Source organism: Geodermatophilus sp. CPCC 205506 (assembly GCF_051383635.1).
In the GTDB taxonomy this organism is placed as follows: domain Bacteria; phylum Actinomycetota; class Actinomycetes; order Mycobacteriales; family Geodermatophilaceae; genus Geodermatophilus.
The window spans coordinates 137,761-153,538 of record NZ_JALPKP010000003.1 but is presented as its reverse complement, the minus strand read 5'-3'; the positions used below and the strand labels follow the sequence as shown (position 1 = coordinate 153,538).

The window sequence follows — 15,778 nt, the reverse complement described above, 5'->3', positions numbered from 1 at the left end:
CCGAAGATGGTCCCGCCCGGGACCGGGAGAAAGCGGAGACATGACCGACACCACCAGCAGCACCGGCCCGCGGACCCCGGTGGACGGCGGGCAGCGCGCCTTCCTCCCCGGGTTGTCCCACGCGTGGCTGCTCCCCCTCTACGACCCGCTGACCCGGCTCCTCCACGTCGGCGTGATCCACCAGCGCCTGGTGGACCAGGCGGCCCTCCGCCCCGGCCAGACGGTCCTGGAGATCGGCTGCGGCACGGGCAACCTGCTGCTGGCGGCCAAGCGCGCCCAGCCGGAGGCGACCGCCGTCGGACTGGACCCCGACCTCGCCGCGCTGGCCCGCGCCCACCGCAAGGCCAAGCGCCGCCGGGTCGCCGTCCAGCTGGACCGCGGGTACGCCGACGCGCTGCCCTACGCCGACGCGAGCATCGACGTCGTCCTCTCCTCGTTCATGCTGCACCACCTGCCCGGCGAGGAGCAGGAGACGGCCATGCGGGAGGTGCTCCGCGTGCTGCGCCCCGGCGGCACCCTGCACCTCGTGGACGCCGACGCCCCGGACCCCACAGCCGCACACGGCCACGGGCACGTGCACCACCGCGGACCCATCCACGACCACGCCGTCGCCGACGTCCCCGCGCTGCTGCGCCGGGCCGGCTTCGCGGAGGTGACCCGGACCGGCTCCGAGACCCGCCGGCCGTTCGGCCGGTTCAGCTCCTACCGCGCCACCCGCTGAGACGGCGGCGGCGGTCGACCCGCGCGAGAGACCGGGATCAGCAACCGCGGACGTCGTAGCCGCGCAGCTCCGGCCACGCACCCGCCGGCGTCGTCGTCCAGTCGAAGACCGAGACCCCGATCGCACCCTGCTCCCGGGCCGCGCGGGCCATGCCCGCGTAGTCGGCGGCCGTCTCCGTCGCACCGAAGCCGCCGATCGTCGACACCGCCGCGCAGGCCTCCCCGAGGTTGCCGCGCAGCCGCGTGGTGTTCTCCGCCGTGTACCGGTACGCGTCGCTGTAGACCGGGTCGGTGCGGTTGCTCCAGTACGCCATCGGCTGCCAGACCTGGTACAGCGGGGCGAGTTGCCGCCACGGGAAGCTCGGCCAGTAGTTGCGGTTGATGACGTCGAGAACCACCGGCGGGAGCACGATGGCGCTCAGGGTCACGCCGGGGGCGGCAGCGTGCAGCCTCGTGGACAGGTCGACCAGCCGGGCGTTGCGCGTGGCCACGTCGGTGACCGTGCGGTCCTCGATGTCGACGCCGATCCCGTCGAACGCCTGCCCGGACGCCCGGAAGTCGACCATCGCCATCAGCCGTCGCAGGTCGGCGTCCACGTCGGTGAAGGTCGGCAGGTACCAGGCGACCACGCGCATCCCGCGCGCGTGCGCCCTGGTGAGGAACGCCGCCTGCAGGTCCGGGCTGATCAGGCCGGGGTAGCGCGGATCCGGTGCCGCGGCCTGGAGGTAGATCGTGTGCACACCGGCGTCCGCCATGGCGTCGACGTGCTCGGGGCGGATGACGGGGTTCGGGCCGCCGTACTCGCGGCTGAACCGGAACCGGGTGATCCAGGTGCCGGCGTGCTCGTAGGGGTCCAGGACGGCCACCCGCACTGCACCGGTGGCCGCGGTCCACCGGAGGAACCCGCCCTGGGTGTCGCTCTGCCGTCCCGCGACGACGTCGTACTCGCTGGTGATGGGGTAGCCGAGCACGCTGCGCGGCCCACCCAGCGAGTCGTACCTCCCCCGGATGGAGCCGTGGATCTCGTGCGCCCCGGTGGCCGGCGTCGAGTAGACCGACCCGCCCTGGAAGTGACTGAACACCCCCACCCCGTCGCCCACCGGCGTCTCATCGGTCACCGGATAACCCAGGAACCCCCGCGCTCCACCCGATCCGTTCCACCGGTCCCGCACCCAGCCGTGCACCTCGTGCGCCCCGGTGCCCGGCGTCGAGTAGACCGACCCGCCCTGGAAGTGGCTGAACACCCCCACCCCGTCGCCCACCGGCGTCTCGTCGGTCACCGGATAACCCAGGAACCCCCGCGCTCCACCCGATCCGTTCCACCGGTCCCGCACCCAGCCGTGCACCTCGTGCGCCCCGGTGCCCGGCGTCGAGTAGACCGACCCGCCCTGGAAGTGGCTGAACACCCCCACCCCGTCGCCCACCGGCGTCTCGTCGGTCACCGGGAACCCCAGGAAAGCCGTCGGCCCGCCACGCGCCAGGTACCGGTCGCGGACCCAGCCGTGCACCTCGTGCGCCCCCGTGCCCGGCGACCAGTAGATCGCCCCACCGGCATAGTCCTGTCCGCGGCCGGCACCCACGGGGTACTGGGGACCCAGCGGTGGGCCGAGGAAGGACGCCGTTCCCCCCAGTTCGCAGTGGTGGCGCTCGATCGGGTCCGCCTGGGTGCACGGCTGCGCCGCCGCCGGGACGGCGACCAGACAGAGGGCTCCGGTCACCAGTGCGAGAAGCAGTGCCGCGAGCGGCCGACCGCCGGTCCGATACGACATGTCGATCAGCTCCACCGGCGGCGCCGGGACGCTGCCGCCCCGCTTCCCCCACCGCCGCCTCGGACGGTGGCGCGGGACGCCCGGCACCACCAGTGCCCTTGGCCACGCGGGCCAGGGGTCGGACGGCTCGGTGGCGCAGCGGCCGGGCCCCGTCAGGGCAGCCGAGAGCACTACCCTGCCGCCCGTGGCGACCTGGACCGACGTCCGGCAGGTGGCACTGACCCTGCCCGAGGTCACCGAGAGCGACGCGCGCGGCCGCCACGAGTGGCGGGTGCGGGACAAGGGCTTCGTCTGGGAGCGGCCGCTGCGCCGCGCCGACCTCGAGGCGCTCGGCGACCAGGCTCCCGACGGGCCGGTGCTCGCCGCCTGGGTGCCCGACCTCGGCGCCAAGGAGGAGCTGCTCGCCGACGACCCGGCCGTCTACTTCACGACGCCGCACTTCACCGGCTACCCGGTCGTGCTGGTGCGGCTCGACGAGATGGCGGTCGAGGAGCTCCCCGAGCTGGTCACCGAGGCGTGGCTGGCCCGCGCTCCGAAGCGGCTGGCCCGCGCGTACCTCGACGCGGCTACCTGACGCCGGCCAGCTCCACGACCGCGTCGACCAGCGCGTCGCCGTCCAGCAGCACCCGGTCGTTGTGGTCGGCCCCGGGGACCTCGACCAGCCGGTGCAGCCGCGCCGCGGCGTCCGCGACCGCACGGCTCTGCGCCGGCGGCACGATGGAGTCGGCGTCGCCCAGCACCACCGTCGTCGGCGCGCGCACCGAGGCGATGCGCTCGGCCACCGGGTAGCGGTCGCGCAGCAGCGCCCGCACCGGGAGGAACGGGTAGTGCTCGCTGCCCACGGCGGCGAGGTCGGTGAACGGCGAACGCAGGAGCAGTCCCGCGGGCGGGTGCTCGCCGGACAGCTCGGCGACCACCGCCGCGCCCAGGCTCTCGCCGTAGTAGACGAGCCGGCCGGGCGGCACGCCGGCCTCCGCCACCAGGAAGGTGCGGGCCGCGCGCACGTCGCGGGCCAGCCCCGCCTCGCTCGGGCTGCCCGGGTTGCCGCCGTAGCCCCGGTAGTCGAAGAGCAGCACAGCCAGCCCGCGACCGGCCAGCGCGCGGGCCAGCGGCGCCCGCAGTCCGCGGTGCCCGCCGTTGCCGTTGGCCACCAGCACCGCGGCGGCGTCCGGGGCGCGGCCGGACACGAACCAGGCCCCCAGCGCCAGCCCGTCGGAGGTCCGCAGGACGACGTCCCGCCCGCCGGGGAGGACGTCGGCCGCGGCCGGCACCGGGCCGTCGTCGGGCAGGTAGACCAGCCGCCGCTGCAGGGCCCAGAGCAGCCCGGTCAGCACGGCGAGCACCAGGACGACGGCCACGGCGACGCGAGCGGCCCGCCGCGCCACCGCACGCTCAGTGCCGGCCGGGGAGCACCGCGTCGATCAGGTGCGGGCCCGGCTCGGCCAGCGCCCGCCGGAGCTGGTCGGCCAGCTCCTCGGCCGTCGTCGCGCGGGTCGCCGGCACGCCCATACCGGTCGCGAGCGCGACGAAGTCCAGCCCGGGACCGCCCAGGTGCAGCAGCTGCCCGGCCCGCTCGCCGTCGCCGTCGGCACCCACGCGGGACAGCTCGTGCTCGAGGATCGCGTAGGAGCCGTTGTCGCAGACGATCGTCGTGACGTCGAGCTGCTCGCGGGCCTGGGTCCACAGCGCCTGGATGGTGTACATCGCGCTGCCGTCGGCCTGGATGCACAGCACCGGCCGGTCGGGGCAGGCCACCGCGGCGCCGACCGCCATCGGCAGCCCGTCGCCGATCGCGCCGCCGGTCAGCGCCAGCCAGTCGTGCCGCGGCGCGCCCGCGGTCAGCTCGGCCAGGCCCACCCCCGAGGTGAGCGCCTCGTCGACGACGATCGCCCGCTCGGGCAGCAGCGCGCCGACCACCGCTGCCATCGACCGCGGGTCCAGCAGGCCGGTGGGCAGCTCGGGGCGGGCGGCCTCGACCGGCTCCGGCTCGGTGCCGGGCGCGACGCGGTCGGCCAGCGCCCGCACCGCGGCCACGCCGTCCTCCCCCGGGGCGGAGAGCACGTGCACCGTGCAGCCCTCGGGCACCGGCGTCCCCGGCACGTCCGGATAGGCGAAGAAGTGCACCGGCCCGGTCGCCCCGGTCAGGACCAGGTGCGCCGTCCCCTCGAGGGCGGCCATCGCCATCTCCGGCGGGTAGGGCAGCTTGTCGACGTCGGGCAGGCCGGCGCCGCGCACCGTCCGCGCGGGGAACGTCTCGGTCAGCAGCCGCGCGCCGGTGCCGGCGGCGACCCGGCCGGCGGCGAGCAGTCCCTCCTCGCACGCCACGACGTCGCCGCCGAGGAACAGCACGGCCGGCTCCCCCGACGCGAGCGCGGCGGCCACGTCCTCGACCACCGCGTCGGGCACCCGGGGGGCGGGCCGCACCGGCACCGGCTCGGCCGGCGCGGCGCCGTCCTCCCAGGAGACGTCGGCGGGCAGCACGAGGGTCGCCACCGCTCCCCGCGCCGCCTGCGCCACCGCCTCGGCGGCGTCGGCTGCGACGTCGGCCGGCGACAGCGACCGGCGCACCCAGCCCGACACCGCGCCGGCGAGGGCGTCGACGTCGGACTCCAGCGGGGCGTCCAGCCGCTTGTGCGACCGCGCGTGGTCGCCGACGACGTTCACCAGCGGGGCGCCGCCCCGGCGGGCGTTGTGCAGGTTGGCCAGGCCGTTGGCCAACCCCGGGCCGAGGTGCAGCAGGGTCGCGGCGGGGCGGCCGGCCATGCGCGCGTAGCCGTCGGCGGCGCCGGTCGCGACCCCCTCGAACAGGGTCAGCACGGCGCGCATCTCCGGCACGTCGTCCAGGGCCGCGACGAAGTGCATCTCCGACGTGCCGGGGTTGGCGAAGCAGACGTCGACCCCGGCCGCGACGAGGGTGCGGATGAGCGCCTGCGCCCCGTTCACCGGCCGCGCCCCGGCCGACCGCAACAGGCCGTCACGGCACGTACGGCATGCCGATCTTGATCTCGCGGACGTCGAAGTGCGCCATCGTCGCGCCACCGGTGGCGAAGTTGGCGACGTCCTCCCCCGCCGACCGGCCCTCCGGCGAGGCGAAGGCCGTCATCATCGACTCCTCGGACTCGAAGTCGAGCTCGGCGACGAAGTAGGGCGCCTGCTGGGAGGGGTCCATCGACTTGGCGTGGCCGGCGGTGAACCGGATGAGCCCGGGCATCTCCATGGCCAGGGGCATGTGCGTGTCGCGGTAGTAGTCGTCGAACGCGCCCGGGTCATCGGGCTGCCCATAGTTGACCACGAGCCTGTGCACCATCTGCGCACCTCCACGTCGGCCGGGCACCGGTGCCCGGGAGTGGCCCCACCCTGGCAGGTCGGGGGCCACTCCCGCGACCTCAGAAGGTGAGGACCAGGCGCCCGCGGACGCCGCCGCGCTCGAGCAGCCGGTGCGCCTCGGCGGCCTCCTCGGCGGGGATCGTCCGCGCCACGCGCAGGGTCACCACGCCGTCCTCCACCAGCTGCCGCAGGCCGTCCAGCCGCTCCTGCTCCTCGACGTAGTTCCGGACGGCGACCGGGTGGACGCGCAGCCCGCGCTGCCCGTCGCCCCGGTAGCCGCGCACGGTCGCGACGGTGCCGCCGTCCTTCACGGCCGGGAGCACGAGCTCGTCCTGCACGGAGCCGTCGGCCAGCCCGTCGACACCCTCGGGGTAGAGCTCGCGGACCCGGTCGGCGACGTCGTCGCCGCGCCGGACGACGACGTCGGCGCCGAGGTCGCGGACCAGCTGCTCGTCGGCCTCCGAGGCGTCGGCGACGACGGTCAGCCCCTCCCGCTTGGCCAGCTGGATCACGTAGCCGCAGAACGCACCCGCGGAGCCGGTCACCGCGAGCACCTGGCCGGGCTCGAGCGCCATCAGGTCGAGCGCCAGCCGAGCAGTGAGGCCGTTCATGGGCAGAGTCGCGGCCTCGGCGTCCGTGGCGCCCTTCGGCGAGCGGGCCACCGACCCGGCCGGGACGACGAGATCCTCCCGGTAGCCGCCGTGCGCCCCCGACGGCAGCACGATCGCCATCACCCGCTCGCCCACCTGCAGGTCGGTCTCGACGTCGGGGCCGATCTCGAGCAGCTCGCCGGCGGCGTCCATCCCGGGCACGTAGGGGAACTCCTTGACCGGGTCCCGCTGGGCGTACGTGCCGTTGCGGGCGTGGGTGTCGGTCGGGTTCACCGTCGCCGCGGTCACCCGCAGCCGGACCTGCCCCGGCCCCAGCGGCTCGGCCGGGACGTCGATGAGGTGCAGGGCCTCCGGCCCACCGAACTCGGTCACTCCGACAGCTCTCATGTCCCGAGCCAAGCCCCGGCCCGCGCGACGTGTTCCCCGCCCTTCCGTGACGTGGAACCCCGGACCGTGACGCCGGCGCGCACTCGCCGAACGGCTCACCGCGCCGCTGGACTCCTCGCTGCGGCTCGCCCTGCTCAGGCCCCTCTCCGCGGCCGCGGAGGAGCTCACCGGCCAGCTGGCGCCCGGAGCCGTCGACGTGCGGCTGCGCGGCAGCGACATCGGCCTGGTCGTGACGCACCCGGTGCCGCCGCACGAGGAGGGCGCTCCGGAGGCCGACCCGGGGTTCCGCGCAGCCGGCGCCGGGCGACGCGGACGACGGCGGCACGGCGCGGATCACCCTGCGCCTGCCCGACGCGCTCAAGGCCCGGGGTCGAGGAGGCCGCCGAGCGGCAGGGCTCCTCGACCAACAGCTGGCTGGTCCGAGCCGTCACGCGCGCCCTGCAGGACGGCGGCCCGGACGCGCCGGGACGCCGCCGCGGCCGCTGGTCCGGCCAGACCTACTCGGGCTGGGTCAGCTGACCGCCGCCCGCCCGCTGCCCCGACACCCACCCGTCCGGAGGTCCACCGTGCCCACCTTCGCCACCCCCGGCCCCGTTGCCGCGCGCATCCAGGCCGCCGAGCAGACCCGGGTCGAGTACAACGGCGGGACGCTGCTGGTCAGCTCGCCCCGCCGGCCCCGCCTGCTGTTCTTCGGCGGCCTGCCATCGGTCGAGGTCGACGTCCTCCTGCCGGAGCGCTCGGTGCTCGCCGTCGACTGCGGGACCGGCGACGTCGACTGCTCCGGGCCGCTCGGCGCCGTCCGGGCCACCGTGAGCAGGAGACCGTGCGGCTGCGCGCCCGCACCGGCTTCGGCGACATCGTCGTCCGACGGGCGTGACGACCATGACCCCCGCCATCTCCGTCACCGGGCGGCATCAACGGCCTGCTGTCGGTCGGCTGGTGCGCGGCGATCGCGCTGGGCCGGGTACCTGTGGGCGCGGGCCGCGTACGACCGGCGGCCGGCCCGCTGACGCACCGCCGTCCCCGATCGCGGGAATGACGGGCGGCTGCCCGTCGCTGAACAGGGCAGTCCCCCGCCCGTTCGGAAGAGGTCGCGCATGCCCGCACTCCTGCTGGACCGGTCCACCGACAGCACCGCCGAGCGGACGCCGCGCCGCCGGCGCCGGGTGCCCCGCCGCCTGGTCGCCGCCGCGATCGGGCTGGCCGTGCTCGTGCCCGTGTCGGGCCAGGTGTGGGACTGGCTGCCCGGCAACCCGTTCGAGCAGGACGTCGTCGACCGCAGCACGACGCCGCTGCTGCTGGCCCTCGACGACCTGCACGAGTACCACGCGGCCACCGGCACCTTCCAGGTCGTCGTCGACCAGGAGAAGGACACCCGGTACGTGCCGTCGGTGATCAGCGGCGAGCGGGTCAGCTTCCTGGCCACCGGCACCGCGGACGCCTACGTCGACTTCGAGGGGCTGGACTCCGGCCGGGTCGCCCTCTCCGCCGACGGCACGTCGGCCACCATCGACCTGCCCTCGCCGCGCGTCGGCGAGGTGCGCATCGACCCGGCGGAGAGCCGGGTCCTCGACCGCGACCGCGGGCTGTTCGAGCGGGTCGGCGACGCCTTCGGCGACAACCCGGTCGACGACACCGAGCTCTACGCGCTGGCGGAGGACCGGCTGGCCGCCGCGGCCGCGGAGAGCGACCTGCGCGAGCGGGCCGAGGACAACACGCGGGACATGCTGACCGGGCTGGCCCGCTCGCTCGGCGTCGACCGGGTCGAGGTCACCTTCGAGCAGCCGGCCGACTCGGCCGGCTGATCGGGGGGGTCCTCCCTCAGCGCTTGAGGGCGTACTCCTTGAGCAGGCCGCGGCTGATGATGGTCTTCTGGATCTCGCTGGTGCCCTCGCCGATGAGCAGGAACGGCGCCTCGCGCATCAGCCGCTCGATCTCGTACTCCTTGGAGTAGCCGTACCCGCCGTGGATGCGGAACGAGGTCGTGGTGACCTCGGCGCAGTACTCGCTGGCCAGCAGCTTGGCCATGCCCGCCTCGACGTCGTTGCGCGAGCCGGCGTCCTTCAACCGGGCGGCCTTCACCATCAGCGCGTGCGCGGCCTCGACCTTGGTGGCCATCTCGGCCAGCTGGAAGGCGATCGCCTGGTGCTGCGCGATCGGCCGGCCGAACGTCTCCCGCTGCTGGGCGTAGGCGATGGCCAGCTCGAACGCGCGGATCGAGATGCCGCAGGCGCGGGCCGCGACGTTCACCCGGCCGACCTCGACGCCGTCCATCATCTGCGCGAACCCCCGCCCCGGCGTCCCACCCAGGACCTGCTCGGCGCCGATCCGGAAGCCGTCGAACACCAGCTCGGTGGTGTCCACGCCCTTGTAACCCATCTTGTCGATCTTCCCGGGGATGCTCAGCCCGGGCAGCACCTCACCGAACCCGGCCGGCTTCTCCACCAGGAAGCAGGTCAGGTTCTGGTGCGCCTTCGCCGCACCCTCCTCGGTGCGCGCCAGCGCCGCGACCAGCGTGGAGGACCCGCCGTTGGTCAGCCACATCTTCTGCCCGTCGATCACGTAGTCGCCCTCGACCTGCTTCACGGCCTTGGTGCGGATCCCGGCGACGTCGGAGCCCAGCCCCGGCTCGGACATCGAGAACGCGCCGCGCACCTCGCCGGTCGCCATCCGCGGCAGCAGCCGCTCGCGCTGCTCGGGCGTGCCGTGCTGCAGCACCATGTAGGCCACGATGAAGTGGGTGTTGATCACCCCCGACACGCTCATCCAGCCGCGGGCGATCTCCTCGACCACCAGCGCGTAGGTCAGCAGCGACTCGCCCAGCCCGCCGAACTCCTCGGGGATCATCAGCCCGAAGATCCCCATCTCCTTCAAGCCCTCGACGATCTCGGTCGGGTAGGCGTCGGCGTGCTCGAGCTGCTGGGCGTGCGGGATGATCTCCTTGTCCACGAAGCTGCGGACCGTCGCCAGGATCTCCTGCTGGACGTCGGTCAGGTCGGCGGTCTGGGCCAGACGGGTCATGGCGGTCGCTCCTCCGGGGACTCCGGTGTCCGTAGTTACCGGTGAGTATGGGCCACCGCCCACCCGCCCTCGTCACACCCGCCCGCCGGGCTAGCGTCGCCGGGGTGAGGTCCCTGGTCGTCGCGCTCGCCGCCGTCCTGCTGGCCGCCGGCTGCGGGAGCCCGCCGGCGGACGACGCCCCGCGGGAGGAGCCCGCGCCGGCCCAGGCCGAGCAGTCGGCAGCCGCGACCGCCGACCCCGCGGCCGCGACCACGCCCGAGGAGGCGGCCCTCGCGGTCGCGCTGCGGGCGACGGACCTCCCGGCCGGCTGGTCGGTGCAGGCCAACCCCGTGCCGGACGGCGACCTGGCCGGCGACCCGAGCCTCGACGGCATCTGCGGCGTCGCCTTCGCCTCCGAGGAGCACCGGGTCGCCAAGCACCCCGTCGTCGGCCTCGACCCGGCCGGCGCCGCCACCGTCGTCTCCGAGGCGATCGCCTACGACTCGGCCGAGTCCGGTGAGCTGGCGCTGACCGAGCTGCGGGACGCCTTCGAGTCCTGCCCGGCCGGCGACCGCACGCTCGTCGAGCCGCCGGTCGTCGAGGGACTGGCCGGGACCGTTGTCGCGGTGCGCTACCGGCTGGCGGACGGGACCACGCAGGACGTGCTCGCCCAAGGGCGTGGCGCGGTGGTGTCGGTGCTCATCGCGGAGGATCCTGCCGCAGGCGCCACCGCCGCCCGGGGCATCGCGACCCGGATGGCCGCGCTGCCCGGCGCCGCCGTCGGACGGTGACCCGGCGCCCCCGACGGAAGGACCCGATGAGCACGCACGACGACGGCCGGTACCGGGGCGACTCCCCCGCCACCGTGCCGCCCCCGCCGCCGTACGCCGACCCCGGCTACGGACCGCCCCCCGGCTACGGACCGCCTCCCGGCTACGGCCTCCCGTACGCGCCACCCGCGCCGTACCCGCGGCCGACCAACACCCTGGCGGTCCTCGCCCTGGTCATGGCGTTCGTCTTCGCACCGGCCGGCGTGGTGCTCGGCGTCGTCGCACGCCGGCAGATCAGGCGGACCGGCGAGGACGGCGAGGGCCTGGCCCTGGCCGGCATCATCGTCGGCGCGGTGTTCTGCGCGCTCGTCGTCCTGGCGATCGTGCTGTGGTTCGTGGCCGTCGCCGCGCTGGCCGGCGTCTCCTTCGGCCCCTGACGCCTCGGGCATAGGAAGCTCTACCCACGTCGACGGGTGCTGGACGGGGGGAGAGCTTCCTATGCCTCGTTCAGCGGGCAGTCAGCTCTCCGGCGGGCTGAACGTCGAGGTGCGGGCCATGCCGGCGGCGCGGCCCTTGCCGGCGATGACCAGCGCCATCTTGCGGCTGGCCTCGTCGATCATCTCGTCGCCGAGCATCGCCGAGCCCTTCGCGCCGCCGGCCTCCGACGTGGACCACTCGTAGGCGTCGAGGATCAGCTCGGCGTGGTCGTAGTCCTCCTGCGACGGCGCGTAGATCTCGTTGGCCGCGTCGATCTGCCCCGGGTGCAGCACCCACTTGCCGTCGAACCCCAGCACCGCCGACCGCTTGGCCACCTCGCGGAACGCGTCGACGTCGCGGACCTGCAGGAACGGGCCGTCGATCGCCTGCACGCCGCGGGCCCGGGCGGCCATCAGGATCTGCATGAGGATGTAGTGGAACGGATCGCCGGCGTAGTCCGGGTGCAGCGCCCCCACCACGAGGGACTTCATGTTGATCGAGGCCATGAAGTCGGCCGGGCCGAAGATGATCGTCTCGATCCGCGGGCTGGCGAACGCGATCGCGTTGACGTTGATCAGCCCCTGGGCGTTCTCGATCTGCGCCTCGATGCCGATCCGCCCCACCGGCAGGCCGGTGGACTTCTCGACCTGGGTGAGCAGCAGGTCCAGCGCCTGCACCTGGGCGGCGTCGACCACCTTGGGCAGCATGATGCAGTCCAGGTTCGCCCCGGCGCCCCCGACGACCTCGATCACGTCGTGATAGGTCCACTCCGTCGTCCAGTCGTTGACCCGGACGGTGCGGATCTTCTCCCCCCACCCGCCCTCGTTGAGCGCGGCGACGATGTTCTTCCGGGCGCCGGGCTTGGCCAGCGGGGCGCAGGCGTCCTCCAGGTCGAGGAACACCTGGTCGGCGGGCAGGCCCTTGGCCTTCTCCAGGAACCGGGGGTTGCTGCCCGGCACGGCCAGGTTGGAACGGCGGGATCGGAGCTCGGCCACGGGTCCTCCGGGGTGGTGGGGTGGGCGGACGACACAGCTGGTCGGGGTCAGGTCGCTACCGGAGGGTAGTCAGGGGCAGAAATGGCCATTTCTGCCCCTCAGGTCGCGGGCTCGACGAGGGTCACCGGCCGGCTGGCGCGCACCACCAGCGCCACCCCGAGGACGACGAGCAGCACGCCGGGCAGGGCGAGCAGTGGCGGCACCTGCCCGAGCAGGACCAGCGCGAACAGCAGCGCCCCGGGCACCTCGAGCAGCACCACCAGGCTGACCACCGTCGGTCCGACCGAGGAGAGCACCAGGTTGAGCAGGGTGTGGCCGAGCACCTGGGCGCACACGGTGATCGCCGCGATCAGCAGCCAGTCCCGGCCGCTGAACCCGCCGAGCGGGGCGCCGACGACGACCGCCGCGACCGCGATCGTCAGCGCGCAGACCGAGTAGCAGACGATCGCGTAGGCGGCGGTGGACAGCCGCTGCCGGGCCCGCGCCCCGGCCAGGACGTACCCGCCGGCGCAGACCGCCCCGAGCAGCGCCAGCCCGTCGCCGACCAGCGCCCGCACGCTGACCGTGACGTCGACCCCGGCGATGAGGGCGACCCCCAGCACGGCCAGCACCAGCCCCCACCAGATCGCCGCGGGCAGCCGCACCCCGCTGATCCGGGCGACCAGCGCCGTCCAGATCGGCGTCGTCGTGACCAGCGCGGTCGACGCGGCGACCGTGGTCATCGACAGGCTGGGCAGCCAGGCGGCGAAGTGCGCGGCGAGGAACAGCCCGGCCAGCACGGAGCTGCCGAGGTGGCGGAACCGGAGCCCGGCCAGCACCGGACGCTCCCGCAGGAGCAGCACCGGCAGCAGCACCGCGGCGCCGCCCACGTTGCGCCAGAACGCCAGCGCCAGCATCGGCGCCGCCAGCAGCGTGGTCAGCGGCGCGGACAGCGAGATGCCGACGACGGCGGCGGCCATCAACCCGACGTCCCGGCCGCCGGGACGGTGCACCGCCCACGCGGAGCCGGCCCCGTCCAGAGGCTCGCGCCGAGCGGAGCCAGGGGTGAGCGGGACGGGGTCCTCTCTCAGCTCGGGACCCGGATCCGGCCGCGCGCGACCGGCACGACGGCCCCGTGCGTGGTGGCCGAGACGGCCGCACCACCGGACGCGGTGACGGTGCAGGTCAGGACCGAGGGGCGGCCCATCGCCTCGCCCTGCCGGACCACGTAGGACGACGTCCCGTCGCCGGCCACCAGCCCCGCGGCCACCAGCCAGACGCCGGCGCCCAGGGCCGCCGATCCGGTCGCCGGGTCCTCGCCCCAGGCGATGTCGGCGGCGAACACCCGGGCGTACGCGGTGGAGGCCGCGCCGTCCCAGGCGAGGACCGAGACGCCCTCCCCCACCCCGAGCCGGCCCAGCAGTGCCGGAACGGGCGCCGCCTGGTCGACCACCTCGGGGCGCACCGCGAGGAACGTGAACGGCAGGCCGCAGCCGGCCACGTGCGCCGGGACGCCGACCACGTCGGCCGCCGACAGGCCCATCGCCTCGGCCAGCGCGGCGAGGTCCGGGCCGTCCTCGAGCGTGGGGCGGCCGCCGGTGAGCGTCGCGCCCTGCTCGTCGACCACGACGTCGAGCACGCCGGCGCCGCACTCCTGCCGCAGCGTGCCCGTGGCCGCCCGGCCGGCCCGCACCAGCGTGTGCGCCGCGCCGACGCTCGGGTGCCCGGCGAAGGGCAGCTCGGCGTAGGGCGTGAAGATGCGCACCCGGTAGGTGGCGCCCGAGCCGGCGGTCGGCGCGCACAGGAACGAGGTCTCCGAGAGGTGGAACTCGAGGGCCAGCGCCTGGCACTGCTCGGTGGTCAGCGCGTCGGCGTCGAACACGACGGCGAGCGGGTTGCCGGCGAAGGCGCGCGGCGCGAAGACGTCGACGACCTCGTACTCGAGCTCGGCTGCGGGGGACGACACGCCGCCGACGGTAGCCTCACGTCCCGTGACGACGGTGACGAGGGCGTATGTCTCCCGGCTGGCCGGGCTGACCGTCTTCGACCCCAACGGCGACCGGGTGGGCAAGGTCCGCGACGCCGTCGTCGCATTGCGCGTCGGCACGGCGCCGCCCCGCGTCCTCGGCCTGGTCGTCGAGGTGGTCGCCCGTCGCCGGATCTTCGTGCCGATGGGCCGGGTGACCTCGGTCGACCCCGGCGCGGTGGTCCTCGGCTCGGGCACGCTCAACCTCAAGCGCTTCGAGCAGCGGCGGGGCGAGACCCTCGTCCTCGGCGAGCTGCTCGACCGCTCGGTCCACCTCGCCGAGTCCGGTCGTCCCGCCGTGGTCGTCGACGCCGGGATGGAGCAGACCCGCACCGGCGACTGGGTGCTCTCCAAGCTCGCCGTCCAGGAACCCGGCCGGCTGGGCCGCCGCGGCCAGCTGCACCAGCTGAACTGGGACGAGGTCCGCGGGCTGAGCCTGCCGCAGACCGGACAGGGTGCCGAGACGCTCATCGCGACCTACCGCGAGCTCAACGCCGCCGACCTGGCCCACGCGCTGCAGGAGCTGCCGATCAAGCGCCGGCACGAGGTCGCCGAGGCGCTGGACGACGAGCGGCTGGCCGACGTGCTGGGCGAGCTGCCCGAGGCCGACCAGATCACCATCCTCGGCACGCTGGACGAGAGCCGCGCGGCCGACGTCCTCGAGGTGATGGACCCCGACGACGCCGCCGACCTGCTGGCCGAGCTGTCGAACGTCGACCGCAACCGGCTGCTCGAGCTCATGGAGCCCGACGAGGCCGAGCCGGTGCGCCAGCTGCTCAAGTACTCCGAGGACACCGCCGGCGGGATCATGACCAGCGAGCCGGTGATCCTGACCCCCGACGCCACGATCGCCGAGGCCCTGGCGCGGGTGCGCGAGCCCGAGCTCAGCCCGGCCCTGGCCAGCCAGGTCTACGTCTGCCGGCCGCCGTCGGCCACCCCGACCGGGCGCTACCTCGGGCTGGCACACATCCAGCGGCTGCTGCGCGAGCCGCCGTCCACGCTGGTCAGCGGCGTGCTCGACGACATGGAACCGCTCACGCCGGAGGCGCCGCTGGCGGAGGTGACCCGCTACTTCGCCACCTACAACCTGGTGGCCGCCCCGGTCGTCGACGGGCAGGGGCACCTCGTGGGCGCGGTCAGCGTGGACGACGTCCTCGACCACCTGCTGCCCGACGACTGGCGCGAACGGGCCCGACGTGGCTGAGAGCCAGCGGCTCGACGTCCCCCGCGGCCGGACCCGCCGGCTGAGCAGCTTCGTGCGGTTCAACCCGGACGCGGTCGGCCAGTTCGCCGAGGCCATCGCCCGCTTCCTGGGCACCGGCCGGTTCCTCGCCGTCCAGACGGTGCTCGTGATCGTCTGGATCGGGCTCAACGTCTTCGCCGTCCAGCTGCAGTGGGACCCGTATCCGTTCATCCTGCTCAACCTGGCGTTCTCCACCCAGGCCGCCTACGCCGCCCCGCTGATCCTGCTGGCGCAGAACCGGCAGGCCGACCGCGACCGCGTGGCCCTGGAGGAGGACCGCGCCCGGGCCTCGACCACCCGCGCCGACACCGAGTACCTGGCCCGCGAGCTGGCCGCGCTGCGGGTGGCGATCGGCGAGCTGGCCACCCGCGACTTCATCCGCGGCGAGCTCAACCGCATGGCCGAGGACGCCGCCGACGACGCCGACCGGCGCGAGAAGAAGGCGCGGAAGAAGCGCGACGCGGTCGGCTGAGG

General features: G+C 74.8%; 17 protein-coding genes. 8 read left to right on the top strand and 9 right to left on the bottom strand.

Annotated elements, in window-relative coordinates; genetic code table 11:
* Nucleotides 1-40 precede the first annotated feature (40 nt).
* Nucleotides 41-721, top strand: a complete 681-nt coding sequence (locus MY520_RS03075; protein ID WP_436689970.1) for a class I SAM-dependent methyltransferase — start codon at nt 41-43, stop codon at nt 719-721.
* 37 nt (nt 722-758) lie between these two features.
* Here the strand turns inward: MY520_RS03075 and MY520_RS03070 are convergent, their stop codons facing one another.
* Nucleotides 759-2,489, bottom strand: a complete 1,731-nt coding sequence (locus MY520_RS03070) for a hypothetical protein (RefSeq protein ID WP_436689968.1) — start codon at nt 2,487-2,489, stop codon at nt 759-761.
* 184 nt (nt 2,490-2,673) lie between these two features.
* On the opposite strand from MY520_RS03070, the gene MY520_RS03065 reads away from it, so the two are divergent.
* Nucleotides 2,674-3,063, top strand: a complete 390-nt coding sequence (locus tag MY520_RS03065) for an MmcQ/YjbR family DNA-binding protein (RefSeq protein ID WP_436689966.1) — start codon at nt 2,674-2,676, stop codon at nt 3,061-3,063.
* Here MY520_RS03065 and MY520_RS03060 read toward each other — a convergent pair.
* The 4 genes from MY520_RS03060 to MY520_RS03045 form a co-directional block, all read right to left on the bottom strand.
* Nucleotides 3,056-3,847, bottom strand: coding sequence for an alpha/beta hydrolase (locus MY520_RS03060; protein ID WP_436689964.1), 792 nt, complete (start codon nt 3,845-3,847; stop codon nt 3,056-3,058). The two genes, MY520_RS03065 and MY520_RS03060, sit on opposite strands and share 8 nt — an antisense overlap.
* 34 nt (nt 3,848-3,881) lie before the next feature.
* Nucleotides 3,882-5,432 (bottom strand): acetolactate synthase large subunit, encoded by a 1,551-nt coding sequence (locus MY520_RS03055; protein ID WP_436689962.1) that lies wholly within the window; start codon nt 5,430-5,432, stop codon nt 3,882-3,884.
* Nucleotides 5,433-5,463: 31 nt separating this feature from the next.
* Nucleotides 5,464-5,796: an EthD family reductase gene (locus tag MY520_RS03050; RefSeq protein WP_436689960.1), complete on the bottom strand. Its 333-nt coding sequence runs from the start codon at nt 5,794-5,796 to the stop codon at nt 5,464-5,466.
* 79 nt (nt 5,797-5,875) lie between these two features.
* The gene (locus MY520_RS03045) at nt 5,876-6,814 is read right to left on the bottom strand and encodes a quinone oxidoreductase family protein (protein ID WP_436689958.1); all 939 of its coding nucleotides are present in this window, start codon (nt 6,812-6,814) and stop codon (nt 5,876-5,878) included.
* Nucleotides 6,815-7,380: 566 nt separating this feature from the next.
* On the opposite strand from MY520_RS03045, the gene MY520_RS03040 reads away from it, so the two are divergent.
* Both MY520_RS03040 and MY520_RS03035 read left to right on the top strand, forming a co-directional pair.
* Nucleotides 7,381-7,824, top strand: coding sequence for a hypothetical protein (locus MY520_RS03040; RefSeq protein ID WP_436689956.1), 444 nt, complete (start codon nt 7,381-7,383; stop codon nt 7,822-7,824).
* 87 nt (nt 7,825-7,911) lie between these two features.
* On the top strand, nt 7,912-8,619 hold the full coding sequence (locus tag MY520_RS03035; RefSeq protein ID WP_436689954.1) for a DUF4230 domain-containing protein: 708 nt from the start codon (nt 7,912-7,914) through the stop codon (nt 8,617-8,619).
* Nucleotides 8,620-8,635: 16 nt separating this feature from the next.
* On the opposite strand, the gene MY520_RS03030 is transcribed toward MY520_RS03035, so the two are convergent.
* The gene (locus tag MY520_RS03030; protein ID WP_436689952.1) at nt 8,636-9,835 is read right to left on the bottom strand and encodes an acyl-CoA dehydrogenase family protein; all 1,200 of its coding nucleotides are present in this window, start codon (nt 9,833-9,835) and stop codon (nt 8,636-8,638) included.
* Nucleotides 9,836-9,939: 104 nt separating this feature from the next.
* Here MY520_RS03030 and MY520_RS03025 point away from each other — a divergent pair, with 104 nt between their 5' ends.
* Both MY520_RS03025 and MY520_RS03020 read left to right on the top strand, forming a co-directional pair.
* Entirely contained in the window at nt 9,940-10,605 is a 666-nt protein-coding gene (locus tag MY520_RS03025) for a hypothetical protein (RefSeq protein ID WP_436689950.1), read from the top strand.
* 26 nt (nt 10,606-10,631) lie between these two features.
* Entirely contained in the window at nt 10,632-11,021 is a 390-nt protein-coding gene (locus tag MY520_RS03020; protein WP_436689948.1) for a DUF4190 domain-containing protein, read from the top strand.
* A gap of 81 nt (nt 11,022-11,102) precedes the next feature.
* On the opposite strand, the gene MY520_RS03015 is transcribed toward MY520_RS03020, so the two are convergent.
* The 3 genes from MY520_RS03015 to MY520_RS03005 all read right to left on the bottom strand — a co-directional run bounded on the left by MY520_RS03015 (nt 11,103) and on the right by MY520_RS03005 (nt 14,001).
* Entirely contained in the window at nt 11,103-12,056 is a 954-nt protein-coding gene (locus MY520_RS03015) for an HpcH/HpaI aldolase/citrate lyase family protein (protein ID WP_436689946.1), read from the bottom strand.
* 98 nt (nt 12,057-12,154) lie between these two features.
* Complete coding sequence (locus MY520_RS03010) at nt 12,155-13,048, bottom strand: DMT family transporter (RefSeq protein ID WP_436689944.1); 894 nt, start codon at nt 13,046-13,048, stop codon at nt 12,155-12,157.
* A gap of 74 nt (nt 13,049-13,122) precedes the next feature.
* A complete protein-coding gene (locus MY520_RS03005; protein ID WP_436689942.1) occupies nt 13,123-14,001 on the bottom strand; it encodes a PhzF family phenazine biosynthesis protein in 879 nt (292 codons plus the stop codon).
* Nucleotides 14,002-14,035: 34 nt separating this feature from the next.
* Between MY520_RS03005 and MY520_RS03000 the strand changes: the two genes are divergently transcribed.
* The gene (locus MY520_RS03000; RefSeq protein ID WP_436689940.1) at nt 14,036-15,265 is read left to right on the top strand and encodes a magnesium transporter MgtE N-terminal domain-containing protein; all 1,230 of its coding nucleotides are present in this window, start codon (nt 14,036-14,038) and stop codon (nt 15,263-15,265) included.
* Entirely contained in the window at nt 15,258-15,776 is a 519-nt protein-coding gene (locus tag MY520_RS02995) for a DUF1003 domain-containing protein (protein WP_436689938.1), read from the top strand. Before MY520_RS03000 ends, MY520_RS02995 begins: the two co-directional genes overlap by 8 nt.
* Nucleotides 15,777-15,778: the final 2 nt, after the last annotated feature.

Excerpts from the sequence above, each read along its gene's own strand:
- MY520_RS03075 (WP_436689970.1), top strand. The coding sequence starts at position 41 with ATGACCGACACCACCAGCAGCACCGGCCCGCGGACCCCGGTGGACGGC.
- MY520_RS03070 (WP_436689968.1), bottom strand. The coding sequence starts at position 2,489 with ATGTCGTATCGGACCGGCGGTCGGCCGCTCGCGGCACTGCTTCTCGCA.
- MY520_RS03050 (WP_436689960.1), bottom strand. The coding sequence starts at position 5,796 with ATGGTGCACAGGCTCGTGGTCAACTATGGGCAGCCCGATGACCCGGGC.
- MY520_RS03045 (WP_436689958.1), bottom strand. The coding sequence starts at position 6,814 with ATGAGAGCTGTCGGAGTGACCGAGTTCGGTGGGCCGGAGGCCCTGCAC.
- MY520_RS03035 (WP_436689954.1), top strand. The coding sequence starts at position 7,912 with ATGCCCGCACTCCTGCTGGACCGGTCCACCGACAGCACCGCCGAGCGG.
- MY520_RS03030 (WP_436689952.1), bottom strand. The coding sequence starts at position 9,835 with ATGACCCGTCTGGCCCAGACCGCCGACCTGACCGACGTCCAGCAGGAG.
- MY520_RS03020 (WP_436689948.1), top strand. The coding sequence starts at position 10,632 with ATGAGCACGCACGACGACGGCCGGTACCGGGGCGACTCCCCCGCCACC.